This window comes from Rhodococcus sp. A14, assembly GCF_011603105.1.
Classification (GTDB): Bacteria; Actinomycetota; Actinomycetes; order Mycobacteriales; family Mycobacteriaceae; genus Rhodococcus_F; species Rhodococcus_F opacus.
The window spans coordinates 1-25,083 of sequence record NZ_JAAOQS010000119.1 but is presented as its reverse complement, the minus strand read 5'-3'; the positions used below and the strand labels follow the sequence as shown (position 1 = coordinate 25,083).

The 25,083-nt window shown below is 66.9% G+C and carries 25 protein-coding genes and 1 pseudogene; 17 read left to right on the top strand and 9 right to left on the bottom strand.

The window, feature by feature from the left end; translation table 11 throughout:
- A partial coding sequence (locus G9373_RS37955) for a malic enzyme-like NAD(P)-binding protein (RefSeq protein ID WP_277346728.1) occupies positions 1-373 on the top strand: 373 nt, incomplete at its 5' end.
- A gap of 258 nt (positions 374-631) precedes the next feature.
- Here the strand turns inward: G9373_RS37955 and G9373_RS37950 are convergent.
- From G9373_RS37950 to G9373_RS37940, 3 genes are all read right to left on the bottom strand, one after another.
- The gene (locus G9373_RS37950; RefSeq protein WP_005264426.1) at positions 632-925 is read right to left on the bottom strand and encodes a WhiB family transcriptional regulator; all 294 of its coding nucleotides are present in this window, start codon (positions 923-925) and stop codon (positions 632-634) included.
- 376 nt (positions 926-1,301) lie between these two features.
- Entirely contained in the window at positions 1,302-2,096 is a 795-nt protein-coding gene (locus G9373_RS37945; protein ID WP_167120106.1) for a fumarylacetoacetate hydrolase family protein, read from the bottom strand.
- Positions 2,097-2,142: 46 nt separating this feature from the next.
- Positions 2,143-3,528 carry an LLM class flavin-dependent oxidoreductase gene (locus tag G9373_RS37940; protein ID WP_167120103.1) on the bottom strand — a complete coding sequence of 462 codons (1,386 nt, stop codon included), beginning with the start codon at positions 3,526-3,528 and terminating at the stop codon, positions 2,143-2,145.
- A 264-nt stretch (positions 3,529-3,792) separates the two neighbouring features.
- Here G9373_RS37940 and G9373_RS37935 point away from each other — a divergent pair, with 264 nt between their 5' ends.
- The 3 genes from G9373_RS37935 to G9373_RS37925 all read left to right on the top strand — a co-directional run bounded on the left by G9373_RS37935 (position 3,793) and on the right by G9373_RS37925 (position 7,878).
- On the top strand, positions 3,793-4,758 hold the full coding sequence (locus G9373_RS37935; protein WP_133985653.1) for a quinone oxidoreductase: 966 nt from the start codon (positions 3,793-3,795) through the stop codon (positions 4,756-4,758).
- Between the two features lie 77 nt (positions 4,759-4,835).
- Positions 4,836-6,326 carry a PucR family transcriptional regulator ligand-binding domain-containing protein gene (locus tag G9373_RS37930; protein ID WP_054248665.1) on the top strand — a complete coding sequence of 497 codons (1,491 nt, stop codon included), beginning with the start codon at positions 4,836-4,838 and terminating at the stop codon, positions 6,324-6,326.
- Between the two features lie 61 nt (positions 6,327-6,387).
- Positions 6,388-7,878, top strand: a complete 1,491-nt coding sequence (locus tag G9373_RS37925; RefSeq protein ID WP_054248666.1) for a PucR family transcriptional regulator — start codon at positions 6,388-6,390, stop codon at positions 7,876-7,878.
- A gap of 108 nt (positions 7,879-7,986) precedes the next feature.
- On the opposite strand, the gene G9373_RS37920 is transcribed toward G9373_RS37925, so the two are convergent.
- The 3 genes from G9373_RS37920 to G9373_RS37910 form a co-directional block, all read right to left on the bottom strand.
- Positions 7,987-9,957, bottom strand: a complete 1,971-nt coding sequence (locus G9373_RS37920; protein ID WP_054248667.1) for an FAD-dependent oxidoreductase — start codon at positions 9,955-9,957, stop codon at positions 7,987-7,989.
- Between the two features lie 51 nt (positions 9,958-10,008).
- Positions 10,009-10,437: a RidA family protein gene (locus G9373_RS37915; RefSeq protein ID WP_167120100.1), complete on the bottom strand. Its 429-nt coding sequence runs from the start codon at positions 10,435-10,437 to the stop codon at positions 10,009-10,011.
- 177 nt (positions 10,438-10,614) lie between these two features.
- Positions 10,615-10,920 (bottom strand): WhiB family transcriptional regulator, encoded by a 306-nt coding sequence (locus tag G9373_RS37910; RefSeq protein WP_082359885.1) that lies wholly within the window; start codon positions 10,918-10,920, stop codon positions 10,615-10,617.
- Positions 10,921-11,140: 220 nt separating this feature from the next.
- Between G9373_RS37910 and G9373_RS37905 the strand changes: the two genes are divergently transcribed.
- Entirely contained in the window at positions 11,141-12,607 is a 1,467-nt protein-coding gene (locus G9373_RS37905; protein WP_054248455.1) for a CYTH and CHAD domain-containing protein, read from the top strand.
- Between the two features lie 9 nt (positions 12,608-12,616).
- Here G9373_RS37905 and G9373_RS37900 read toward each other — a convergent pair whose 3' ends face one another.
- Together G9373_RS37900 and G9373_RS37895 are read right to left on the bottom strand one after the other, a co-directional pair.
- Positions 12,617-13,084, bottom strand: coding sequence for a phosphoglycerate mutase family protein (locus G9373_RS37900; protein WP_005567969.1), 468 nt, complete (start codon positions 13,082-13,084; stop codon positions 12,617-12,619).
- Positions 13,085-13,206: 122 nt separating this feature from the next.
- Positions 13,207-14,484: an amino acid permease gene (locus G9373_RS37895; RefSeq protein WP_169693607.1), complete on the bottom strand. Its 1,278-nt coding sequence runs from the start codon at positions 14,482-14,484 to the stop codon at positions 13,207-13,209.
- 323 nt (positions 14,485-14,807) lie between these two features.
- Here G9373_RS37895 and G9373_RS37890 point away from each other — a divergent pair, with 323 nt between their 5' ends.
- The 9 genes from G9373_RS37890 (at position 14,808) to G9373_RS47090 (ending at position 20,756) form a co-directional block, all read left to right on the top strand.
- Positions 14,808-15,134, top strand: coding sequence for a hypothetical protein (locus G9373_RS37890; RefSeq protein ID WP_005567965.1), 327 nt, complete (start codon positions 14,808-14,810; stop codon positions 15,132-15,134).
- Positions 15,135-15,209: 75 nt separating this feature from the next.
- The gene (locus tag G9373_RS37885) at positions 15,210-15,602 is read left to right on the top strand and encodes a metalloregulator ArsR/SmtB family transcription factor (RefSeq protein WP_005567964.1); all 393 of its coding nucleotides are present in this window, start codon (positions 15,210-15,212) and stop codon (positions 15,600-15,602) included.
- Positions 15,599-16,714 carry an ACR3 family arsenite efflux transporter gene (arsB, locus tag G9373_RS37880; RefSeq protein WP_005567961.1) on the top strand — a complete coding sequence of 372 codons (1,116 nt, stop codon included), beginning with the start codon at positions 15,599-15,601 and terminating at the stop codon, positions 16,712-16,714. The genes G9373_RS37885 and arsB overlap by 4 nt, the downstream gene beginning before the upstream one ends.
- Entirely contained in the window at positions 16,714-16,851 is a 138-nt protein-coding gene (locus tag G9373_RS37875) for a hypothetical protein (RefSeq protein WP_164709631.1), read from the top strand. Before arsB ends, G9373_RS37875 begins: the two co-directional genes overlap by 1 nt.
- 56 nt (positions 16,852-16,907) lie before the next feature.
- A complete protein-coding gene (locus G9373_RS37870) occupies positions 16,908-17,318 on the top strand; it encodes an arsenate reductase ArsC (protein WP_005264411.1) in 411 nt (136 codons plus the stop codon).
- 17 nt (positions 17,319-17,335) lie between these two features.
- Positions 17,336-17,755, top strand: a complete 420-nt coding sequence (locus G9373_RS37865; RefSeq protein WP_043790366.1) for a low molecular weight phosphatase family protein — start codon at positions 17,336-17,338, stop codon at positions 17,753-17,755.
- Between the two features lie 20 nt (positions 17,756-17,775).
- Positions 17,776-18,195 (top strand): arsenite efflux transporter metallochaperone ArsD, encoded by a 420-nt coding sequence (gene arsD, locus G9373_RS37860; RefSeq protein ID WP_005567958.1) that lies wholly within the window; start codon positions 17,776-17,778, stop codon positions 18,193-18,195.
- 15 nt (positions 18,196-18,210) lie between these two features.
- On the top strand, positions 18,211-19,980 hold the full coding sequence (gene arsA / locus G9373_RS37855) for an arsenical pump-driving ATPase (RefSeq protein ID WP_005567956.1): 1,770 nt from the start codon (positions 18,211-18,213) through the stop codon (positions 19,978-19,980).
- 500 nt (positions 19,981-20,480) lie between these two features.
- Positions 20,481-20,756, top strand: a complete 276-nt coding sequence (locus G9373_RS47090) for a hypothetical protein (RefSeq protein WP_240483050.1) — start codon at positions 20,481-20,483, stop codon at positions 20,754-20,756.
- A 277-nt stretch (positions 20,757-21,033) separates the two neighbouring features.
- Here the strand turns inward: G9373_RS47090 and G9373_RS37845 are convergent, their stop codons facing one another.
- On the bottom strand, positions 21,034-22,746 hold the full coding sequence (locus G9373_RS37845; RefSeq protein WP_005567954.1) for a GAF domain-containing protein: 1,713 nt from the start codon (positions 22,744-22,746) through the stop codon (positions 21,034-21,036).
- Positions 22,747-23,009: 263 nt separating this feature from the next.
- Between G9373_RS37845 and G9373_RS37840 the strand changes: the two genes are divergently transcribed.
- The 3 genes and pseudogenes from G9373_RS37840 to G9373_RS37830 all read left to right on the top strand — a co-directional run.
- Positions 23,010-23,435, top strand: coding sequence for a pyridoxamine 5'-phosphate oxidase family protein (locus tag G9373_RS37840; protein ID WP_005264406.1), 426 nt, complete (start codon positions 23,010-23,012; stop codon positions 23,433-23,435).
- A gap of 167 nt (positions 23,436-23,602) precedes the next feature.
- Positions 23,603-24,490 (top strand): hypothetical protein, encoded by an 888-nt coding sequence (locus G9373_RS37835; RefSeq protein WP_167120097.1) that lies wholly within the window; start codon positions 23,603-23,605, stop codon positions 24,488-24,490.
- Positions 24,491-24,755: 265 nt separating this feature from the next.
- A pseudogene (locus G9373_RS37830) lies at positions 24,756-25,083 on the top strand (lysylphosphatidylglycerol synthase domain-containing protein); the annotation flags it as partial.

Below are 25,083 nucleotides of genomic sequence, written 5' to 3'. Positions count from 1 at the left end.
CACCGTGCCGGAGGAGCTGATCGCGACGATGGCCAAGGATTCGATCGTGTTCGCGTTGTCGAACCCGGACCCGGAGATCCACCCGGACATCGCCCGCAAGCATGCGGCGATCGTGGCCACCGGACGCAGTGACTTCCCGAACCAGATCAACAATGTGCTGGCCTTCCCCGGTGTGTTCCGGGGTGCGCTCGATGCCGGTGCCCGCCGGATCACCGAAGGCATGAAGCTCGCCGCCGCCGAGGCAATCCTCTCGGTCGTCGGTGACGAGCTGACTGTGGACAAGATCGTTCCCAGCCCGCTCGATCCTCGCGTCGCCCCCGCTGTCGCGGAGGCAGTCGCCGCCGCTGCTCGTGCAGAAGGCGTCACCGACTAGCGAGAATCCACCCGAGCACCCCGTCCGCGAACCCGCACCCAGGTTCCGCGGACGGGGTGCTCGGCGTGTCCGGTCCGAAACTGGCCGAGTCCCGGTCAGGTGTGGACCGCAGACTTCGACAGGGGAACAGTCTGATTCGTCGGTGACCCGAGATACCGGTCGCGGCGGGGCCGATCCTGCCCGCCGTTACGGATATTCCACCGGTACTCGTGTTCATCACTGATCGACACGGATGGTTCAGCGGCGCGGTGGCGGATGTCAGCGGGCAAGCCGCTGGGTGTGCCGTCGGCCGAGGCGGGCGCGTTCGGTCTCGGACATGCCGCCCCAGATGCCGTAACGTTCTGCGGCGGTAAGGGCGTGCTTGCGGCATTGCGGGAGCACGGGGCAGTCCTGACAGATCTGTTTGGCGCGACGTTCGCGCCGTGCGCGAATGGTTCGCTGTTCGTGATCGTCGGGTGTGAAGAACATGTCGGTGTCGGTGCCGCGGCACGATCCCTCATGTCGCCAGTCCCAGCCCGGTGGACGGTCGGATGGATGCTCAATAATGTTCATTCGGTTTCTCGGGGTCGACGGTGCGGGGGTCCGAAGCCGCGCGAGGGTCGGCGGAGTGCGCCGACCGACGGCATCGGCAGTCCTACGACAAACGCACCGCCGTAACCGGCAGTCAGGCGTGGCCGGGTACGGCGGTGCGTCGCACGTGGAGAGCGGGTGCCTGACGCCGACACATCAGGTCAGGCACCCGCGCAGTTCGTTCAGTCAAGAAGGCGCTCCTGATTCCTGAACGAACGTGTTGCCGCGGGGAATGCTCTCCCCGCGAAGATTTCTCGTGGACCGACTCGACGGTGCACAGCGTTTCCGTCGAGGGGTGCCGCTCGCCTGAACGATCCCGAAGGGTGTTCGTAGTGGGGTCGATCAGGCAAGACGGGGGTCAGTTGGTGGCGGTGGAAACGTCGAACTCGATGGCGCCGAAGCCTTCGTACTCACCGACCCAGCGGCCGGCCTGGTTCATGGGCACTGCCTGCAGGCAACTGCCGGGGAGGATGACCTGGCCGGCCTGGAACTCGACGTCGTAGGCAGCGAGGCGGTTGACCAGCCAGGCGACCGCGGCGAGGGGATTGCCGAGGATGTTGCGGGTGTTGCCGGTGATGACCTCGCGCCCGTTGAAGTGCAGGGAGCCGCGCATGTCGCGAAGGGTCAGGTCGGTGATGCGGCGGGGGGTGCCGCCGAGGATGACCGCTCCGGTGGATCCGTTGTCAGCCAGCGTGTCCGGAAGGTTGATGGCCCAGTTCTGGACACGGGAGTCGATAATCTCGATGGCGGGCACCGCGTAGTCGATGGCGTTGATGACATCGGCGACCGTGACGTTGGGTCCGCGCAGACTGCTCTTCAGCACGAAGGCGGGTTCGAGTTCGACGAACGGCTCGATGTAGTTTTCCCGTTCGAGGGTGGTGCCTTCGTAGGCGAAGATGCTGGCCAGCAAGAATCCGTAATCGGGCTGGCCGAGGCCGAAGGCTTCCTGCATGACCTTCGCGATGTTGCCGAGCTTGTACCCGACCAGGCGGTCACCGCCTGCGATCGCGTGCTCGACGTTGATGCGCTGGACGGCGAAGGCGGAATCCGCGTCGAGGGCGGGCCAGGTCTTGGTCGGTGCGGTGATCGGTGCACCGTTCACACGTGCGGTACGCAGGGTGGTCGCGACATCGTGGAGTTCGGTGGTCTGCATGGGTGTCCTTTTTCCGGTCGGTGAGGTCACGTCGGGGTGACCGATATCAGACGGCTTCGACGGTGCGGTTGCCGAGGCGGAGACCGGGGTGATCGTCGCGAAGCCGGACGGCACCCTTGCCGTACAGCTTTTCGCGCAGGGTCGAGCCTTCGTATTCGCTCCACACGGTGCCGCGGCGCTGCAGCTCGGGGACGACCAGTTCGATGAAGTCCGCCATGTCCTGGTACTTGACCGCGTGCCCGAAGTTGTAGCCGGCGATACCGGTTTCGTCCATCCACCGGGTCAGCTCGTCGGCGACGGTGGTGGGGGAGCCGACGATGGTGGGGCCGGTGCCGCCGATACCGATGAATTCGGCGATGTCGCGCGGGGTCCACTCCTTGTCCGGATCCATCTTCGAGAACAAGTCGACCATGGTCTGCCCGGCGTTGGTCTTGACGTGCTTGAGCGGCACGTCGGGGTCGAACTGGGACATGTCCAATCCCGTCCAGCCGCTGTAGCGGGCCATCGCCCCGGCGTAGCTGACCAGCTTGCGGTAGCTCTCGTACTTCGCGTGGGCTTGTTCGTCGGTCGGTGCGCAGACAACGTTGAGCATCTGCAGGACCTTGACGTTCTGCGGGTCACGGCCGGCCTCGGCGGCGAGGGTGCGCAGGCCGTCGACCTGCTTCTTCAGCGCCGGGATGGACACGGCGTTGACGAACACCGCCTCGGCGCTGGCGGCGGCGAGGGCGCGACCCTTGGACGAGCCGCCGGCCTGGAAGATCACCGGGGTGCGCTGCGGGGACGGCTCGCACAGCGCGAATCCGGGAACGGAGAAGTACTTGCCCTTGTGCTCGATGTTGTGCACCCGGCTCGGATCGATGTACATGCCGCGCTCGGCGTCCCGGACGACCGCGTCGTCCTGCCAGGACCCCTCCCACAGCTTGTAGCAGACCTCGAGGTACTCGGCGGCCATGTCGTACCGCTCGTCGTGCGGAACCTGCTGTCCGGTACCGAGATTGCGGGCGGCGCTGTCGGAGTAGGAGGTCACCAGGTTCCAGCCGACGCGGCCGTCGGTGAGGTGGTCGAGGGTGCTGAACTTGCGGGCCAGCGCGTACGGGTGCTCGTACGAGGTCGATCCGGTCAACCCGAACCCGAGGTTCTTCGTCACCGCGGCCATCGCGGAGACGGCCATGAACGGATCCTGCGCGGGGATCTGCGCGGCGTCGGCGAGGGCCGCGTCGACGGTGCCCTCGTAGATGTCGTGGTAGCCGACGTTGTCGGCGAAGAAGATGCCGTCGAATCGGGCCTCTTCGAGCAGCTTGGCGTACTCGGTCCAGTAGGCGAGGTTCGTGTAGTTCGCGCCCTGATCCTTCGGGTGCCGCCAGAGGCCGGCCGACAGGTGCGCCGGGCCCTGGTAGTCGAAAGCAAAAAGTCGCATGCGCTGAGACGCCATTGTCTATCTCCGTTCACTTTTTGAACGCTTAGTTCATGTGTTGAACAACACTGTAAGAGGTGAAATGCGTGGGCGTCAATACCTCATTTCGTACACCGCCGGGATCGGTGCCGCGGCATTTGACCGCCCGGCAAGTGCGGCGGAGGCGTGCGCTGTTCGCGGCGCAGGCCGCAGCCGTCTCCGCAGCGCGACGAAGAAGTCACCGAGCGAAATTCACCCCATGGTCGGTGTGTTCAAATTCGTCACAGCGTGTAGACATGGCGCATGCGCGCAATTCAGGTCGCCCGCCTCGGCCACCCCGAAGTCCTCGAACTCACCGAGATTCCCGATCCCGAGCCCGGGCCAACCGATCTTCTCGTCCGAACCGACGCGATCGGCGTCAACTTCATCGACACCTACTTCCGGACCGGCGTGTACCCGCACCCGCTGCCGTACGTTCCCGGCGACGAGGGGTCCGGCGTCGTCGAGGCCGTCGGCGCCGACGTCCGCGACTTCGCCCCCGGCGACCGCGTCGCCTGGTGCGGCGCGACGGACAACTACGCCGAGAAGGTGGTGGTGCCCAACGAAATCGCGATCGCGGTGCCGGAGGGCGTTCCTGCGCCGCAGGCGGCGTCCGCACTGGCGCAGGGCCTGACCGCCCATTACCTGGCGTACTCGACGTACCCGGTGCAGTCCGGCGACACCGTGTTGGTCCACGCCGGTGCCGGTGGAGTGGGACTGCTGCTGACCCAACTCGCGACGAAACTCGGTGCGCGAGTGATCACCACCGTCTCGTCGGACGCGAAGGAGACGTTGTCGCGGGAGGCCGGCGCGGTCGAGGTTCTCCGCTACGACGACGACATCGCCGCTCGGGTACGCGAACTCACCGACGGCGAGGGTGTCGCCGCCGCCTACGACGGTGTGGGCGTAGCTACCTTCGACGCGAGCCTCGCCTCCGTTCGGATCCGTGGCACCCTCGCACTCTTCGGCGCGGCGAGCGGCCTGGTGCCGCCGTTCGACCCGCAGCGGCTCAATCCCGCAGGTTCACTATTCCTCACTCGTCCCACCCTCGCGCACTACGTCCGCACCCGCGAGGAACTGACATGGCGGGCAGGAGAAGTGTTCGGGGCCATCGCGGACGGTTCGCTGACCGTCCGTGTCGGCGCTCAGTACCCGATCGAACGCGCCGCCGACGCGCACCGGGACCTGGAGGACCGGAAGACGACCGGTTCCGTCGTGCTCATCCCCTGACGGGCGGCCGAGGAGTCATACGGACGTATAATTCTGCCGGCGATGTTTGTACCGGCGTGAGATACCGGGAGTGATTCGTGTCGAACCTGACAATCGGCGACTTGGTAGCCATGAGGCAACTTGCGTGCAGCGTGGTCGCCGGCGAGGCCGGTGCAGGACGGGCTGTGGTGTGGGCGCACGTGTGCGAGTTGCCCGATCCGTGGAACTGGCTCAGTGCCGACGACCTACTGTTGACCACCGGGATGAGCCTGCCGGCAGCGGCTGACGGACAAACGCAGTTCATTCGACGTCTCAGCGAGGCAGGTTTGGCCGGTATCGCGATCGGCGACGACCTGCAAGCACCCCCGCTCACGCCAGACATGCTCTCCGAAGCCGACGACCTGAGCTTCCCCGTTCTGTCGGTCGGTCACGCCACCCCCTTTGCGGCGATCGGCCGCACCGTCGCCATCGCAGCCCAGAGCGTCCAGGTCAGTCGAATCGCCCGCCTGAGCCGGCTCTATGACGCTACGCACGCGGCGCCAGAGGACGAGACATCGCTGCTCGATCGACTGTCGGCGGAACTCGGACACCAACTCCATGTCGTTGATGTCGAGCTCGGCAGCGAGGTGCTCCGTGATGCACACCCGCTGGACGACGAACTCATCGATCAGCTTCGCACCCGCGTCGACGGCCGCCTCGACCGTCTTCCGCCGAGAATGGCGATCGAGACCGGTGCCGGAACCACGGCGACGGCATTCCCCCTCGCCACCCACCGCAAGTGCATGCTCGTCGCGGCCGGGAACACCGACCTCGAAGTCGATGCCTTCGTGCTGCTACACGCTCAGAGTCTGGTCGGCGTGGAAGTAGAGCGCGTGACCCGCGAACGCGAACGCACCGATACCGTGCGGGCGGAGCTGCTCGAGCACATGATCACCGGATCGATCAGCGCGGATGCCGCCACCCCCCGGCTCGGGCAACTGGGATTGGCCGATACGGACTGGTGCGTCATCGGATTCGACGCCACTCACCTCCAGACCGCTCGCACGCTCATCGGAGACCGCGGATTCCCCTACCTGTCGTGTTCCGCGGGGGAGGAGGGCTATCTGATGGTCCCCAGCGCCGACGCCGACCTAGCGGCGGATCTCCTCGACCACCACATCGATTCGATGGGCATGTCGGCACGGAACGCGACGACTGGGCGGGTGCCGGACAGCGTTCGTCAGGCCCGGTGGGCTCTCCAGGCCGCGCGTGCGGCCGGCGGCGGTCTTGCGGAGTATTCGACCGCGGCACCCCTGTTTCTTCCCCGCACATTGACCGAAGCACATTTCGCGACGCGGACAGTGCTGGGGAAGGTCATCGATTACGACGCGGCCAATCACAGTGATCTCATCGAGACTCTCGATGTATTCCTGTCCATGGACCGAAACTGGTCGGCAACTGCGGAAAAACTTGTCATTCATCGTCAGACACTCGGATACCGACTTCGCAAGATCGAGGGTCTGACCGGCCGGAGCGTGAAGAGCTCCGCCGACATCGCCGACTTCTGGATGGCACTGATCACCCGCCGGATCAGTACCGGCCAGAACTGACCCTCGTAGCGCCCATTACAGCGCACTACGGCCCACCCGCCCGCGAGACGAGAGGAAGACAATGTCGAGACTCACCGTCGGTGACCTCATCGCGATGGATCAGCTCGGGTGCGCTGCCGTTGCCGGCATGGGGGGACTCGACCGACGGATTGTGTGGGCGCACACCTCGGAACTCGACCCCTGGGACTGGCTGGGAGCGGACGAGCTGCTGATGACTGCCGGTTTGTGTGTGCCGTCGGACGAACGGGCACAGTGCACGTTCGTCGAACGCCTCCACGAAAAAGGATTGGCGGGCGTCATCATCGGAGACGATGTGACAGCGCCACCGCTGACGGCCGCAATGCTGGCCAATGCCGACAGACTGAACTTCCCCATCCTTCGGTGCAGCCACACCACCCCGTTCGCGGCCATCGGACGGACCGTGGCCCTGGCGAGTCAGAGCGTTCAAGTCAGCAGGGTCGCACGACTGAGCCGACTCTACGAACACGCACGCTCAACCTCACTGGCGGAGACGAGTCTCCTGGTCAGGCTGTCTCGGGAACTTCAATACACCTTGCACGTCGTCGACGTCGAGCACGGTACCGACGTTCTTCCCACGGACAATCCACTGTCCGACGCAACCATCCGGTCATTGACGTCGCGCGTCGCCGGGACCCTCGACCGCCTCCCCGCCCACCTCACGCTCGGAGAAGGTGCGGACTACGTGATGACCGCCCATGCGCTCCCCACTCACCGCAAATGCATGCTGGTCATGGAGGGAAGCCCGGCGACGGATGTCGATGCCTTTGCATTGCTGCACGTGCGGAGCCTGATCGGCGTCGAAGTCGAAAAAGTCACCAGGGAGCGGGAGTACGCCGACGAAGTCGGTGAAGGCCTGCTGCGGCGAATCCTCGCCGGCTCCGACGCACCCGAAGCCGTTACACCACTCCTCGAAGAATTCGACCTGTCCGCGCCGGAGTGGACCGTGTTGAGCTTCGATATCGACTTCCTTCCCGCTGCCAGGACGATAGCGGGAGACCGCGGCGTTCCGAACGTGACCGCCATACTCGACGAGCGCGCCTACATGCTGCTCCCCACCGGAAGGTGTTCCGAGACCATCGACGTGCTCAGCGGAAAGACCCGGGCGATGGGAGTGTCGCCCTCGGCTACCGCGATCGGACAGATCTCGGACAGCGCCCGTCAGGCGAGCTGGGCCTTGGACACCGCCCGATCAACCGGTGTACCCGTCGCCCGGTACTCCACCGATGCGCCACTGTTCGTGCCGCGCACCCGAACCGACGCCCGGCATGCCACCGACGCAATCCTCGGCGATCTCCTCCTCTACGACCGGGGCCACGACTCGCACCTCGTCGAGACCCTCGAAACTTTCCTCGCACACAACCGAAGTTGGACCGTGACTGCCGATCGGCTCGGAATCCACCGGCAGTCCCTGGCTTTTCGGCTCCGGAAGATCGAGTCCGTGACAGGACGAAACCTGAAGGCATCATCGGACATCGCGATGCTGTGGCTGGCGCTTCGCGCACGCGCCCACGCGAGCGCGCTCACCGACTGAACGGGGACCACTCTCGCGTTCGGAAGAACCTCCGGCAGGGTGCGGGCCTTCGAGACCCACCCCCCACCGGAGGTTCGTTTCCACATCAGCCGACCTGGGCCGGGACTTCTAGAGGGCAGTTGCGGCCTTGAGCCCGTCGAGGACGGCCTCTTCGACGGTGCGCGGAGCGAGGCAGTCACCGACTCCGGTGAACGGGATATCGGTGGATTCGACCTCGGCGAGCAGGGCGTCGTTCTGCTGGTGACCGAGGGCGAGGACGAGTCCGTCGACGCCGTCGAGGATGATCGGTTCGCCGGTCAGGGTGTTGACCAGGTAGACGGTGTCGTCGTCCGCTCCGAACAGGCGTGCGTGTGGGATCACCCGAACCTTCGCCTCGGTAGCCGCCCGCAGCATCGCGATACGGGTGAACTGCTGCAGGTTTTCACCGGCCGCGTAGCCGTTGACGCACAGGGTCACCTTGCGCCCCTCCCGGGCGAGCATTTCCGCGACCCCGAGCCCGGTCCAGTCGCCCCTCCAGTCCGCCACGACGATCTCACCCTTGGGGGTGTTGCCGCCGCCCGTGCCGATCACATCCCACGCCTCGAATACCGGCATGTCCCCGTCCAGCTCGAGCGGCGGCCGATACGGGGTGGCGCCGGTCGCGATGATGACGTGGTCGGGACGTTCCGCGGTGATCATCGCCGCATCCACCTCGACGCGGGTTTTCACGATGACCCCGTAGCGGTCGAGTTCGGACTGCAGATTGGTTGCTGCGCCACCGAACTCGGACCGACCGGGAAGCCGCTCGGCCAGCAACACCTGCCCGCCGACTCGACCACTGGCCTCGTACAGGGTCACCCGGTGACCGCGCTGGGCGGCGACCACGGCCGCCTTCATCCCGGCGGGCCCGCCGCCTACGACCATGACGTCCTTCGGCTTCGGGGTGATCACCAGCGTGCCGAACTCGCGTTCGCGTCCGGTCTCCGGGCGCTGAATGCACGAGATCGGGTAGCCGGATTGGAAGTGACCGATGCACGCCTGGTTACACCCGATGCAGGCCCGGATGTCGTCCGGCCGCTCGGCCTGCGCCTTGGCCGGCATGTCCGGGTCGCAGATCAGGGCGCGGGTCATCGCGCAGGCGTCCGCCTGCCCCTTGGCGACGACGATCTCGGCTTCCTGCGGCTGGTTGATCCGCCCGGCGACGAGCACCGGAATCGACACCGCCGCCTTGATCTTCGCGGCGGCGGGTGCAGTGTAGGCGGCCTCCTCGCTCATCGGCGGAACAATATGCAACGACCCGGACCGGCTGGCGGACGTGCCCTCGGTGACGTTCAGGAAGTCCAGCAGCCCGTCCGCGTCGAGCCTGCGGCACACCTCCACGATGTCGGTGGGCTCGTCCTCCACGGAGGAGTGCTCGATGCCGGACACGCGGACGCCGACCGCGAACCCCGGTCCGACCGCCTCTCGGACGGCCGAAACGATCTCGCGCAGGAACCGCATCCGATTGTCGAGGTCGCCGCCGTACTGGTCGGTGCGCAGGTTCAGTTCCGGGTTGAGGAACTGGGCGGGCAGGTAGCCGTGGCTGGCGACGATCTCGACGCCGTCGAGTCCGGCCCGTTGGAGGCGGCGCGCTCCGGCCGCGTATCCGGCCACGACCTCGGCGATCATCGCCTGGGACATCGGCCGGGGCATGACCCGGAATCGTTCGTTCGGGACCGCCGACGGGGCATACGCGACCGGAAGCGCGCCGTCCTGGGATTCCATGATCTCCCGGCCCGGGTGGAACACCTGGCCGAACACGGCGCACCCGTGCTCGTGAGCGGCCTCGGCGACGCGCCGGTATCCCTCGATGCAGCTGTCGTCGGTGGCCATGAGCACGTGGTAGGTGTACCGCGCGGTCTCGTGGATACCGGCGACCTGCATGATGATCAGCCCGGCGCCGCCGGCTGCCCGGGCGCGGTGGTATTCGACGAGTTGGTCGGTGACCGCGCCGTCGTGCACCATCACGGTGTCGTGACCGGAGGAGAAGATCCGGTTCTTCAGGGTGACGTCACCGACCTGCAGCGGGGAGAACAGGGTCGGAAAAAGCCTGTCAGACATGGAATCCCAGTTCTGTACTGGTGGTGGAAAGGGTCGGAGTTCTGCCGGGAGCTAGCTGGCGTCGGTGTCGGCGAGTACCCGTTGGGCACCGGCCACGGCGACAGCGTCCGCCTCGAAAAGCATGCCCTCGACGAGGAACGAGTTCTGCACCGCGGTCACCGCCGGGTATGGGCTGGAGAAGAATTCGGCGCGGACCTTCTTGAATGCGTCGAAGTCGTCGCGGTTGCGCAGGTAGGCGGTCAGCTTGACCACCGACGACATCGAGGCGCCGTGCTGGTGCAGGATCTTTTCGATGTTGCGGAACACCTGGCGTGCCTGGGCCTCGAAGCCGCCATCGACGAGGTTGCCGGCGTCGTCGTAGCCGGCCTGACCGGACGTGAACACCAGCTCCCCGGCCTTGGCGCCCTGGCTGTACTGGGCGGACTGTGCCCAGGTGAAGGGGGCGGGGCGGGTTTCGACGATGTTCTCGGTGGTCGTCATGGTGTTCCTCTCGATAGACGTCCCGGGAGTACGAGACCGCGGCGGCATCGCACTCGCCAGTTGATGAGAGGAACGCTATGGCATGGCCCACCAGGGTGTAACCGTACTGAGGACTAAACTCGAACTTCTTGACTATCCATCGGTACGTCTTTCCTCGTGACGAGGATCGATCATTCCTCACCCGACAGGTGGAGGGCTCGTGAAGCGCTCGGACCAGCGGACCCCGGGATACGCCACGAGTAGTGCACGGCGCTGACGTTCCGTCATCCCACCCCAGATGCCGAATTCGATTCGATTGTCGAGTGCGTACACACCGCATTCGATCAGCACCGGACAGTGCCGGCACAGGGCGGCGGCCTTGCGTTGCGCGGCGCCTGTGACGAATAGCCGATCCGGGTCTCCTTCTCGACACCGAGCCCTCGTTATCCAGTCGAGTCCCGGTGCGGGGTGCGCGAGGTCGTGATGCCTGTTCGGTGTGCACATGCGGAGTCATCCCCCTCTGGAAGACCGAGCACAGTCAGGGCACTGGGAATGCGGGCGACCCGATGGACCGCGTGAAAGAACTAGTTGCGGACAGATTTTCGCAATGCTCGGCTCCGGCGACGAGGTGCGATCGACAATTGCACCGCTGACAGATTAACTGCACTCCGTGCCGATCGCGCGCCGGAGACCGGGACGGCCGTTGTGGGTGCAGACTGGGTCCATGGTGTCGACGCAGCGCGAGCGGGAAGACAAGTACGAGGTTGGGCTCGATTTCGTCCTGCCGGATCTCGAGGACGTGATACCTGCCGGGGGACGGATCGAGCAGGGCACGGTCAATCTGAACAGCGTCTACTTCGACACGGATGACCGCGATCTGCTCCGTCAGAAGATCACGTTCCGCCGCCGGAGCGGGGATGCCGATGTGGGATGGCAATTGAAGGTCCCCGCCGACAAAGCCCGCACCGAGATTCGGATGCCTCCGGGCGAGAGTGACGCGGTTCCCGACGAGTTGGCGACCATGATTGCGGGTGTCGCACTGGGCAAACCCGTGCACCCGGTGGCGACGCTGAAAACCGTGCGACGCACGCAGCGACTCCTCGACCGGGACGACCGTCTGCTGGCGGAAGTGGCCGACGACAGCGTGCGCGGTGCCGTCGCCGGCGATCGCGCAGTCCTGAGCGAGTGGCGGGAGGTGGAGGTCGAACTCGGCGATGCCGGGGACGAGAAACTGCTCGGGAAGATCGGTAAACGCCTCACCCGCCGGGGAGCGCAGCCGTCGCGGTATCCGTCGAAGCTCAGCCGGGTGCTCAGCGCCGCGCACCTCGCGGTCGACGGCGGCGACACGCCCCGGACGACAGTGGAAGCGGTGCTCGTCGACTACCTGGATGCCCAGGTCCAGGCGATCGTGGCCGGCGACGTGTGGTTGCGTCGTGGACTGGACCCGGTCCATCCCACCCGCGTGGGAATACGGCGTTTCCGCAGCACGCTGCGGGTATTCGGGCGTCTGTTCGATCAGACCGCGCGGGCAGAACTCGACGCGGAACTGTCGTGGTACGCCGGGTTGCTCGGGGAGGTGCGGGATCGGCAGGTGCAACGCGCACGCTTCGCGGACGCCCTCGCGGCCCTGCCTTCCGAACTGGTGATGGGCCCGGTCGCCGCGCGCATCGAGAACGATCTGCTCGCCGAGCAACTCCGTCGGAGAAAAGAGGTGATGGATGCGCTCGACGGTGACCGCTACCGTGCACTGTTGGCCACGCTGGCGCGGTGGCGCACCACGCCACCGCTGACTGCCGAGGCCGGCGACGATCCCCGCGTGATCGACAAGTTGGTGCGGAAAGCCGAACGCAAAGCGCTCACACGCGTCGCCACCGCGGCTACCGGCGACGACGATGCCGCCCTGCACCGCGCGCGGAAGGCCGCCAAACGGGCCCGCTACGCCGCCGAACTGGCCGCACCGATTCTGGGGAGAAAGTCGGCAAAGAAGAAGGCGGCACGGTTCAAGAAGATGCAGACGGTCCTCGGCGAGCACCAGGACAGCGTCGTCGCGGCGGAGACGCTCCGGACGCTCGGTGCCCGCGCCGGCACGACACCGGGCGAGAACGGTTTCACATTCGGCCTGTTGTACGGCCTGGAACTGCAGAATGCGCGGCAGGCCCGGGAGGACGCCGCCCGGCTCGCGTCGGCCTAGAAGTCGAGGTCAGCCGGTCGGAATCGGCGCGAGGTACCGCAGCGCCGGAGGCGGACCTGCACCGCAGTCGACGAACCACACGCCCCCTTTCGCGGTCGCGCCCGAGGGAGGGAGGCCCGGTATTCCGCGCGACTGCGCGAACTCGGCCAGCGCGTTGAGGATCTCCCCGTGGGTGCAGAAAACCGCCCGGTCGGCGTCGGGTCTGTGTAGCGCGGCGAACAGTTCGTCGGGGGGTGCGTCCGGTGCCAGCAGCGGTTCGTCGTGGATGGGCAGACCGCGCGCCTGCGCGAGCGGCAGCAGGGTCTGGCGACAACGGGTAGTGGGACTGGAGAGCAGTGTCTCGATCTCGATGCCGCTCAGCGCCGCGACGAGACCGTGGGCCTGCTTATGCCCGAGCGGGCTCAGCGGACGCTCGACGTCGGGGCCGTGCCACTGTTTCTTCTCGCCCGCATGGGAATGCCGGACCAGGACGAACATTCTCACCTTCTCCCGGCGCTGGGATAGTCGTTGAAGACTCCCACGCGAGACGACTGCCCGAGGCGAATTGCCGTCGGAAGATCGTCGAAATGCTGTGCGGGGTCGCAGTACATTCTCGACAGTCAGGCCCGGCGGGACGAACGGATCCCGTAGATCGCGGACCCGACTCCGAGGACGATCACGCCCGAGATCACCGAGGCCAGGGGGAGGAACGCGGCGAGAACGACACATCCGACGGCGCCGACGACGGCCACCAGCCGCGACCACGGTTTCGCAGACAGGGTCCAGGCCGATGCGTTGGCGATCAGGTAGTAGACCAGCACCGCGAACGAGGAGAACCCGATGACGCCGCGCAGATCCGCGGTCGCGGCGAGGAGGGCCACCACCACACCGACGGCCAACTCGGCCCGATAGGGCACCGCGAACCGGGGGTGGACGGCGTCGAGCAGACGTGGCAGATGGCCGTCCCGTGCCATCGCGAACGTGGTCCGTGACACCCCGAGGATCAGGGCGAGCAGTGAGCCGAGCGCGGCGACCACCGCAGCCACCCGGACCACCGGCTCGAGGCCGCCGAACCCCACAGCGGCAACGGCCTGCGCGAGTGGATCCGTCGCGGCAGCGAGTGCGTCGGCGCCGAGAGCCTGCAGGACGGCGACCGCGACGCACAGGTACACGACGAGTGTGATCGCCAGAGCGATGGGGATCGCCCGGGAGATGGTCCGGGCCGGGTCCTTCACCTCCTCGCCGAGCGTGGCGATCCGGGCGTACCCGGCGAACGCGAAGAACAGCAGGCCGGCGGCCTGCAGGACTCCGGCCACGCCGTGACCCGAGGTGATCGCGAGGCCGTCGAAGCCGGTGTCGGAACCGGTCAGGCACACGACGACGACCACGGCGAGGACGGCGAGCACCACGAACACGATGACCCGGGTGACCAGCGCGGACTTCTGCACACCCAGGTAGTTCACCGCGGTGATGGCGGCGACGGCGGCGACCGCGACGAGATGCTCGCGGCCGGGCCAAGCGTAGGCGCCGACGGTCAGGGCCATCGCGGCACACGAGGCGGTCTTCCCGACCACGAAACCCCAGCCCGCCAGATATCCGAAGAACGGTCCCAGGCGTTCGCGGCCGTAGACGTAGGTTCCACCGGATTGCGGGTACAGCGCCGCGAGCCGGGCCGAGGAGTGGGCATTGCAGTACGCGATCACCGCGGCCACGGCCAACCCGACGAGCAGCGCGCCTCCGGCTGCGGACGCGGCGGGCCCCAGCGCGGCGAAGATCCCCGCCCCGATCATCGACCCGAGGCCGATCATCACCGAGTCGAACACCCCCAACCGGCGGCGCAACTGTGGCGTCGCGGTCGGGTGCGCGTCGTTGCCTTCCGAAATCTCGTCACCGGTCATGCGTGGCAGTTTCCCCTCGGACGTACGGATGTCGGGCACTCCAACGCTAGCGGTCGTCCGGAACTCCCACGTGAACCCCTCGGGGTCACGTGGTTTCGGTGCGGCGGCACGCACGCGGTCACAACCAGGGCTTCGTCGGCGACGGCGAGCGGCCGCGGACGTCGCGCTGGAAACACCGATAAGCCGCTCGAAGGGGTGATTTCCGCCAACGGCTCGGACCATAATTGTTTCATCTGGAAAACGGATACACCGAAATCATGTGTAACCCGAGAATCATCGACCGGTGAGAAGCCGGGCGACAATCGAATCAAAGGTGACATCAGATGAACACGTTCGCATTGCGCACGGCGATTACATCGGCTGCGATCGCCGCCTTTTTTGCGCTCGGTTCGGGCGTCGCTACGGCGGCACCGGCATTTCATGGAGACCCGAACACCCCCGGCACACAGCTTCACGTCCACAACGACCACCCCATGGACAACAACAGCTACCAGTGTGGGGCGATCGGCGTCGGCGGCGCGGGAGTCGGATCGAATCCCCCCGGAGGCAGCGGGCAACTCAACGGCGTCTTCTTCGGCAGCGGCCCCGTCCAGGGTGGTTGCATCGGGAATGACGGGTCGGTGCACTTCCCGTCCGGACGTGCCGAGTAGTACACGCTCGGCCTGATCCGCGCCCCGGCCGTCCTACGCGTTGCACCCTGATTCGACATCTGTCAATATCGACGTATGTCGAATCAGGAATCGTCGGACGGTGGCGCGTGCTGCTCGCCGCTGGTACGTGAACCCTTGACCGAGGACTGGGCCGGGGATCTGGCCCGGATGTTCAAGGCGCTCGGCGATCCGGTGCGCCTGCGCCTGCTGAGCCTGATCGCCAGCCACGCCGGTGGTGAGGCCTGCGTGTGCGACATCTCCGAGTCGTTCGACCTGTCGCAGCCGACGATCTCGCATCATCTGAAGGTTCTCCGCGCCGCCGGACTGCTGGACTGCGAGCGTCGCGGCACCTGGGTGTACTACTGGGTGATCCCGTCGGCACTGCAGCAACTGTCTGCTGTGCTGCTGACCGAGAGCGGACCGGTCGTCCCGTCCGAGACCTGCACCTCCACGGAGGTTCCGGCATGAGCAAGGCCTCGACCACCGAACACCCCGCCATCGTCGGCAAACTTTCCACCCTGGACCGGTTCCTGCCGGTGTGGATCGGCGTCGCCATGGTCGCCGGACTGCTCCTCGGCCGGATGATTCCCGGCCTGGGTGATGCCCTGTCCGCGGTGGAGATCGACGGCATCTCGCTGCCGATCGCCCTCGGCCTGCTGATCATGATGTACCCGGTGCTCGCCAAGGTCCGCTACGACCGACTCGACACCGTCACCGGCGACCGCAAGCTGCTCATCGGATCACTGGTGCTGAACTGGGTGCTCGGACCCGCCCTGATGTTCGCCCTGGCCTGGCTGCTGCTGCCGGATCTGCCCGAGTACCGCACCGGTCTGATCATCGTCGGCCTGGCCCGCTGCATCGCCATGGTCATCATCTGGAACGACCTCGCCTGCGGTGACCGCGAGGCCGCCGCCGTGTTGGTCGCGATCAACTCGGTGTTCCAGGTGATCATGTTCGCCGTGCTCGGCTGGTTCTACCTGTCCGTGCTGCCCGGCTGGCTCGGCCTCGAGCAGACCACCATCGACACCTCGCCGTGGCAGATCGCGAAGTCGGTGCTCATCTTCCTGGGCATCCCCCTGCTCGCCGGCTACCTCACCCGCCGCTTCGGCGAAAAAGCCAAGGGTCGTACCTGGTACGAAACCAAGTTCATCCCGAAGATCGGGCCCTGGGCGCTGTACGGCCTGCTGTTCACGATCGTGATCCTCTTCGCTCTCCAAGGTGAGCAGATCACCTCCCAGCCGTGGGACGTCGTCCGGATCGCGATCCCGCTTCTCGCCTATTTCGCGATCATGTGGGGCGGCGGCTACGCCCTCGGCGCGGCCATGGGCCTCGGGTATGAACGCACCACCACCCTGGCGTTCACCGCCGCGGGCAACAACTTCGAACTCGCCATCGCCGTAGCCATCGCCACCTACGGCGCCACTTCCGGGCAGGCCCTGGCCGGTGTCGTCGGACCGCTGATCGAGGTCCCCGTTCTCGTCGGGCTCGTCTATGTGTCCCTGGCGCTGCGCAACCGGTTCTCGCATTCCGCTGGTTTCACCGACGCCTCCGCCTCCGCATCCGTGACGAAGGAGTCCTGATGTCCGATCCGCTCGATGAGGAACTGCGCTTCCAAATCCAGCGGGCGCAACCGGAACACCCCGTCGCGGATCACCCGCACTACCTCGGCACCCGGGTTCGCCAGCTGCTGCGCGAGCTCACCACCGTCCCCGCCTGACCGAACCGGTCGGGCCCCACCGACTTCCGTTCCCGTTCCACCGAAAGGACTTCTTCATGTCCACCACCCCGAGCGTGTTGTTCGTCTGCGTCCACAACGCCGGCCGCTCCCAGATGGCCGCCGGATTCCTCTCCCACCTCGCCGGTGACCGGGTCGAGGTCCGCTCCGCCGGGTCCGCCCCGGCCGCAACCATCAACTCCGCCGCCGTCGAGGCCATGGCCGAGATCGGGATCGACATCTCCGCCCAGTCCCCGAAGATCCTCACCCCGGACGCCGTGCAGACCTCCGACGTGGTGATCACCATGGGCTGCGGCGACGCCTGCCCCGTCTTCCCCGGGGTCAGCTACCGCGACTGGGCGCTCGAGGACCCGGCCGGCAAGGGCGTCGACGCGGTCCGTCCGATCCGCGACGAAATCCGGAGCCGGGTCGAGGCGCTGATCGCCGAACTCGTCCCCGCCACCGCCTGAGAGACGGAAACGAGACGATGAGCAGGCCCTCCGTGTTGTTCGTGTGCGTGAAGAACGGCGGCAAGTCGCAGATGGCCGCCGGACTGATGCGCAAGGTCGCCGGTGACGCGGTCGAGGTGTATTCGGCCGGCACCAAACCCGGCAACAGCGTGAACGCCCTCTCGGCGGAGTCGCTGCTCGAGGTCGGAGTGGACATCACCGGGGAGACCCCGAAGCTGATCGACCCGCAGCTGGTCCGCGATGTCGATGTGGTCGTCATCCTCGGCCGCGAGGCCTACGTCGACCCGGTGGACGGCACCCGGTTCGAGAACTGGGACACCATTGAGCCGTCCGAGCGCGGCATCGACGGGATCGAGCGGATGCGGCTGGTCCGCGACGACATCGCCGCCCGCGTGAATCAGCTCGCCGCCCAACTCCGCACCACCCACCAGTCCTGAGATCGGCCGAGGAGAACACCATGAGCACCATCGAAATTTTCGAACCCGCCCTGTGCTGCAACACCGGCGTCTGCGGCGACGACGTCGACCAGGGTCTGGTCACCTTCTCCGCCGACATGGACTGGGTCCGCTCCCAGGGCGGGGACATCGCCCGGTTCAACCTGGCCAGCGAACCGCTCGCCTTCGCCGAGCGCGAACCCGTCAAGGCGTTCCTGCAGGTCTCCGGATCCGAAGGACTGCCCCTGGTGCTCGTCGACGGTGTCACCGCGCAGACTGGCCGCTACCCCGACCGCACCCAGCTCGCCAAGTGGGCCGGCATCGGCACCGACACCCCGGACGCAGGCGCACCGGCCGGCATCACCATGCTCGGGCTCACCGACACTACCGACGCCGGATCCTGCTGCTCCCCCACCGACACCGGCAGCACCAGCTGCTGCTGAAAGGCATTGCCCGCAATGAAGTTTCTCGACACCCCGCCCCGCTTCCTGTTCTTCACCGGTAAGGGCGGGGTCGGGAAGACCTCGATCGCCTGCGCCGCAGCCATCACACTTGCCCGCGCGGGCAAGCGGGTGCTGCTGGTGAGCACCGACCCCGCCTCCAACGTCGGGCAGGTCTTCGGACTGACCATCGGCAACACCGTCACCGAAGTCCTCACCGTGCCCGGGCTCTCGGCGCTCGAGATCGACCCCGAGCAGGCCGCCGACGCCTACCGCGAACGCATCGTCGGACCGGTGCGGGGTTTGTTGCCGGAGAAGGAGCTGGCGTCGATCACCGAGCAGCTGTCCGGGTCGTGCACCACCGAGATCGCCTCGTTCAACGAGTTCACCGCCCTGCTCACCGACCACGACACCCTTGCAGACTTCGACCACGTGCTCTTCGACACCGCCCCCACCGGGCACACCATCAGGCTGCTGCAGCTGCCCGGGTCGTGGACCGACTTCCTCAGCGCCGGCAAGGGCGACGCCTCCTGCCTGGGCCCGATGTCCGGGCTCGAGAAGCAGCGCACCATCTACGCCGACGCCGTCGCCGCCCTCGCCGATCCTCAGCGCACCCGCCTGGTCTTGGTCACCCGCGCCCAGAGCGCCCCGCTCGCCGAGATCGCCCGCACCTACACCGAACTCGCCGACATCGGGCTCACCCACCAGCACGTCGTCGTCAACGGTGTCCTCCCCACCCCCGAGGACTGCGACCAACTCGCCGCCGCGATCCGCGACCGCGAACAGGCCGCCCTCGATGATCTTCCCCGCGAACTGCGCACCTTGCCGCTCGACGAGATCGAGCTCAAGGCCACCAACATGGTCGGCATCAGCGCACTCGAGAACCTGTTCACCCCGCACCCTGCCCCGACACCCCAGGCCCTCGCCGAGGATGCGGCACCGTTGCCGGATGCGCCGCTGTCCGCCCTGATCGACGAACTCGCCGACGCCGATCACGGGCTGATCATGTGCATGGGCAAGGGCGGGGTCGGCAAGACCACCCTCGCCGCCGCGATCGCCGTCGCCCTCGCCCAGCGTGGCCACCAGGTGCACCTGACCACCACCGACCCGGCCGCGCATCTGACCGACACCCTCGCCGGGAACCTCGACGGCCTGCAGGTGTCGCGGATCGACCCCGCCGTCGCCACCGCGCAGTACCGGGACCGGGTTCTGGCCACCAAGGGTGCAGCACTGGACGAACAAGGTCGGGCCACCCTCGCCGAGGACCTGGCCTCGCCGTGCACCGAGGAAGTCGCTGTCTTCCAAGCGTTCTCCCGGGTCATCCACGAATCCCGGCGGAAGTTCGTCGTCGTCGACACCGCCCCCACCGGGCACACCCTGTTGCTCCTCGATGCCACCGGCTCGTATCACCGGGAGATCGCCCGGCAGATGGGTGACAACACAAACTTCACCACCCCGCTGATGCGGCTGCAGAACCCGGAAGAGACGAAGGTCCTGCTCGTCACGCTCGCCGAAACCACCCCGCGCCTCGAAGCCGAAGGGTTGCAGGCCGACCTGCAACGCGCCGGGATCGAGCCGTGGGCCTGGGTGGTCAACAACTCCCTCGCTGCAGCAAACCCGACATCGGAACTGCTCCAGCAAAGGTCGTTCACCGAGCGGGACGAGATCGACACCATCACTCGGACACACAGCCGGTATGCGATCGTTCCGATGTTGCCGGCCGAACCAATCGGAACAGAATCTCTTTCCGCGCTCGCTGGAGCCGAGAACACGGTCACCACCAGCTAGAGCGGCCCCCGGTTTCCCGGTTCCATTGTCGAGCACAATGGGTCAATGATTCCCGGAGACGGGCCGCTCGGCGGCTCATATCCCAGCGGCTCGAAGGATTCGATCACGCCGGGATTGCCGTCGGTGGTGCCAGTCATTTCTCGAGGGCGGACTCGTCACTCCTTTCCGCCGAGGATTGGAATGCCACGACGGCCACACCGGTCTTTCGCATGCTCCTTCGCCTACCCGCCGCGTCGTGATCGCCGATTTGGCGGCCGACCACGGTGGCGCCCGCCTGGGTTCTGGACGTGCAAACTTGCCGAGCGGGGAGACTCGTCCGCGGCTGACGGCCCCGGCCTCTGCATTCTCCGCCACCGGTTCACGATCGGCTGCTTGAACAGGTTCGTCGACACCCTCGGCGACCGGAACGCCCTCCGACCGTGAACTGTGCGTCGGAGAACTCTGCGAGCAAACCGGCATCTGCCAGCCCAACGCACACCATCCCGCGCGAGGGAGGCATCGTGACGATGCGCCGCGTCAAGAGCAACGTCTTCAGCTCGCTGCGCAGCCAAAAGGTCGTGCAGGCAGTGGATCTGCTCCGAGAGTTCCTGGCCGAGGATCTGGCCGACCACGCAGCATTGAGACGGCGCCACCCAAGCCTGACCACGCAGGATGTCCCACAAGCGGCCGAGTCGCACACGCACACGTTCAGTGCGCGCACTGAACGTGCCTCGCACCCAGCTAGCGGGACGAAGTGGTCGCCGAGTTCGACCTGCGCGCGCAGAGTAACCGGCTGACCCGTTCGCCTCCCAGGCCCCACCGAACACCGACACCGCACGTCGCGACGCGCCGCGTCGGGCATTTCGACAAACACTCCACATACCCCATGGGGTACCGGAACGCTACGCGGGCGCGCGGTCATCGTGCCGTGAACACTTCCGAGTGCGGCACCCGATAGCCCGCAGTGATCGCGGGACGAGCTCGGGCCCGAAACTGCTCGGCCCAGGGCCGCGGCCCGGTGCGACATTGCACATCATTGAGCCTACGCGCGCCTGAACGCGGAACGGGCGAAACTCACTCTGCCCCTGGCACTTCCGGCAGGGGTGCGGTCCAGGTCAGGCGGGTTCCGCCGGGGGTGGGGGTGGTGAGGGTGCAGGTGCCGCCTGCCTGTTCGGCGCGGGCAGTGAGGTTGCGCAGGCCGCTGCGCGTGACGGCCGGGGCGATGCCGATGCCGTCGTCGGTGACGCAGATGGTGAGGTCGTCGTCGACGGAGACAGTGACATCCACCTGGTGGGCGTGGGCGTGGTGTACGACGTTGCTCAGTGCTTCCCGCAGCACTGCTTCGGCATGGTCGGCCAGTGGTCCGGTGACCACACTCAACGGCCCGGACATGCGCATCGTGGTGCGCAACCCGCTCTCACCGGTTTGTTCGGTGACGATCGCGGTCAACGCCGGGCGCAGCGCGAACCCGTCGTCCTCCCCGCCGTGCAGGTCGAAGATGGCGGTACGGACATCGGTGATGATGTCCTGAACATCGTCGATCATCTCCGACAACCGGCGCCGGGCCTCGGGGACGCGGCTGCGGGCCTGGGCGCTTTGCAGGTGCAGTCCGTGCGCGAACAACCGTTGGATGACGTGGTCGTGCAGATCCCGGGCGATCCGGTCCCGCTCGGCGATCAGCGACACGGCCGCCAGCTGGCGTTGATCGTCGGCCAGTTTCAACGCGAGGGCGGCCTGGTCGGCGAACGCCGCGGCCAACGGCAGTTGGCGGTCGTCGAACGGTTCCCGGCCGCGATTGCGGACGAGGGCGAGAACCCCGGTCACCGAGTCCGCGGATACCCGCAACGGCAGCAGCAAAGCCGGACCATGCGGGCCGGCATCGCTGATCTCCGGCACCTGGATCAGGTTTCCGGTGCGGTAGACCCGCCCGGTAGCCGTGTCGTCGACACCGATCCGCAACCCGGGCACGCTCGGATTGTCCCCTGCGTACGCGGTCACGGTAAGGGCGGTAACTTCGGCGGAAACTTGGTCGAGGTCGTCCGGTCGGGCGATCAGGACGTGGTCGGCGCCGGCCAGGTGGCGGGCCCGGCGAGCGATCAGGTCGAGCACCTCGCTGGGGTCGATGGCGGCGAGCAGTTCGCCGCGGATCTCGCTGGTGGCCTGCTGCCACTGCTGGCGCTGACGGGCTTGTTCGAACAGGCGGGCGTTGTCGATGGCGATCCCGGCCGCCGCCGCGAGGGCTTGGATGAGGTCTTCGTCGTCCTCGGTGAAGGACTGGCCTGCGGCTTTGTCGGTGAGGTAGAGGTTGCCGTAGACCTGCCCGCGGATGCGGACCGGCACACCGAGGAAGGTGCGCATCGGCGGGTGATGTGCGGGAAACCCCGCAGACGCGGGGTGCCCGGTGATGTCGTCCAGGCGTAGCGGTGCGGGGCGGTCGATGAGCAGGCCGAGCAGCCCATGCCCGGTCGGCAACTCCCCGATCAGGTGGCGAGTCTCGTCGTCGACGCCCGCGTAGACGAATTCCTGCAATCGGTCTCCGCTGTGGTTGAGCACGCCGAGGGCTCCGTATCGACAGTCGACCAGCCTGATGGCCGCGTCGACGATCCGCCGCAGGGTCGCAGCGAGGTCGAGGCCGGACGAGACGGTGAGCATCGCCTCGAGCAGTCCGTCCAAGTGTTCCCGGGAGGTGGTCATCTGCTCGATGCGGTCCTGCCGCTCGGTCAGCATCTGACGAAGCCGCAACTGCGAGAGAGTGTCGAGCAGGAGCGATTCGTCGTCTCCTGGCATCGTCTACCAGCTTTCTGCGCCGCTTACTGACTCGCCCGCCGTACAGGCGCGGGCGACGTAGCCGACGGCGGCGCGTACACCCCGAGGATATCCCCTTGTCGTCGAGGTCAAACCCCGCGACGGGTGGGCGATGCTCGTGGTTGGGGTCTCTGCCGCGGCAGGCGAACGACTTAGGACTCTAACCACGAGGGGAACAAACGCTCATGCTGACGGAGTAGACGCACGCACCCGACCGACGCGCCTGGAAAGAAGACCACAGCGTGATGCGCACCTCCGACCGTAACGGCACCCTGACCCCGACCGAATGCCTCCACGCGTTGCGGTCGGTGCCCACGGGTCTTCTGCTCTACACCGAGGACGCCCTGCCCGCGGTCCGGCTGGTGACCTTCGCCGCCCCCCGCACCGAGATCATCATCGCGACCGACAACGAGTCCTGGTTCGCCCGCTTCGACCGGACGTTCGTCGCGTTCGAGGCCGGCCACATCGAACCGGGGTCCCGCGACGGGTGGAGCGTAGTCGTTCTCGGCCATGCCCGTACCGCCACGGGCTCGGAGTATCTGTCCGGGTTCGACCACTCCGGTCCCTCCCCGTGGACGATCCGGTCCTCGGACTGCTACCTCGTCCTCGACATCGAGCACGTCACCGGGCGACGAATGACCCTGCCCCGGCTGGCAGGCGACCAGCGATAGGGCTCCCACTGCCGATGATCGCAGTTCGGACATTGCGTCGGTGGTTGCAAAGCGATCACCACAGCCCTCAACGGCACGCTGCGGAGAAAGCACATGACCAGATCGGCTACCGGCGCACTGGACAAGCCCGCAACTTCGTTGCTGCACACCATGCAAAGGACGAGACGATGAAGATACTCGACGGGCCCGCGAGCGCGACGGGTTCGGCACGAGGGATCGCCGAACGCATCACGGCGGGGCTCGACTCGGTCGATCATGACCGGCGCCGTCCGCGCGGAGGCTCCCCGGGGGGAGCGGCGATGACGGCATTTGGGTGGGGTCGACAGCGAACCGACCACACACCGTTCGAAGGTGGTGCCCGTGGGTTGTCGGGAAAGCGCTGGATTGCGTTGTGCGCGAGTGCCGAGGCCGTCGGCATGACCGCTGCCGCCGTCGCAGCGAAGCTGTCCCAGCACGTTCTCGGCGGTCAGCCGAGGGGCTGGGATGCGGCACTGGCGCTACTTCTGGTGGTGGCAGGTGGGCTGGTCGAAGGGGCGGCGCTCGGTGCATTGCAGGCGAGTGGTTTGCGGCTTCTGATTCCACGGCTGAATCGGCGCCGATGGCTCGTGGTCACGGCGGCGGTGGCGGGGTTGGGCTGGGCAGCGGCCTCGGCCCCTGGCGTGTTCTCCGGCGACAGTGGTAGTGATGCGGAGCCAGCACTTCTCGTCGTCGTGGCCGCCGCGCTCGGTCTGGGTGCAGTGATGGGTGCGGTCCTCGGTGCCGCTCAGGCGATGACGGTGCGCCGTCTCGTTCCTCGTCCGACGCGCTGGGTGCTAGCCAACACCATTGCCTGGCCGCCCACGATGGCCGTGATCTTCATCGGTGCGACGACTCCGGAAAGTGGCTGGCCCACAGTGGCGGTCGCCGCGTTCGCCGCAATCACCGGGATCGCGGCCGGTACAGTGCTCGGCATCGTCACCGGATGGTTCCTGCCCACCCTCGATGGTTCAGTGGGCGAGAACGTCGAACTCACCGGTCACCGGACAGGGTCAGGGAATGGCGGCGAGTTGCCGTAATCCTGCTGGCGGGGTGCGACTGTCAAAGGCCGTCGACGTGTGGGCGGACCTCACCTGTTGGGGCTGGCGCATCGCAGTCGGTGACCGCAGCACCTCGCGGAACTCTGGGGAACAGGGGTGTCAGTTCGATGCTGAGAACCACCACTGAATCGGCGACAGGAGTCTTGGCCACCTGACACAGGGACCGCGGTTTCCTCGCCGGACAGAAACTCGACGTCGACGGCGGATACACGGTGTGATCACCGGCCATGTGTAATGGACGCGTATGACTGACGCCCAAGACACCCGCCCGACGCCCCGCAGGCGTCGAGTCGAATGGGTGATCGGCGGCCTGCTCGTCGTCGTGCTCGCGGTGGAAATCGTCCTCATCTGGCCGGACCTCTCCGAGAGCGTCCAGAACCTCGGCGACCTCCAATGGGGATGGGTGGCCGCGGCCGTCGTGGCGTCGCTGGCGTCGATGTCGAGTTTCGCCCGGGTCCAGCGCTGCCTGCTGGGGGTCGCGGACGTGCACATCAGACAGCGGCAGTCCCTCGCGGTGACGTTCGCCTCCAATTCGATGAGCGTGACGCTGCCGGGCGGCCCGGTTCTGGCAA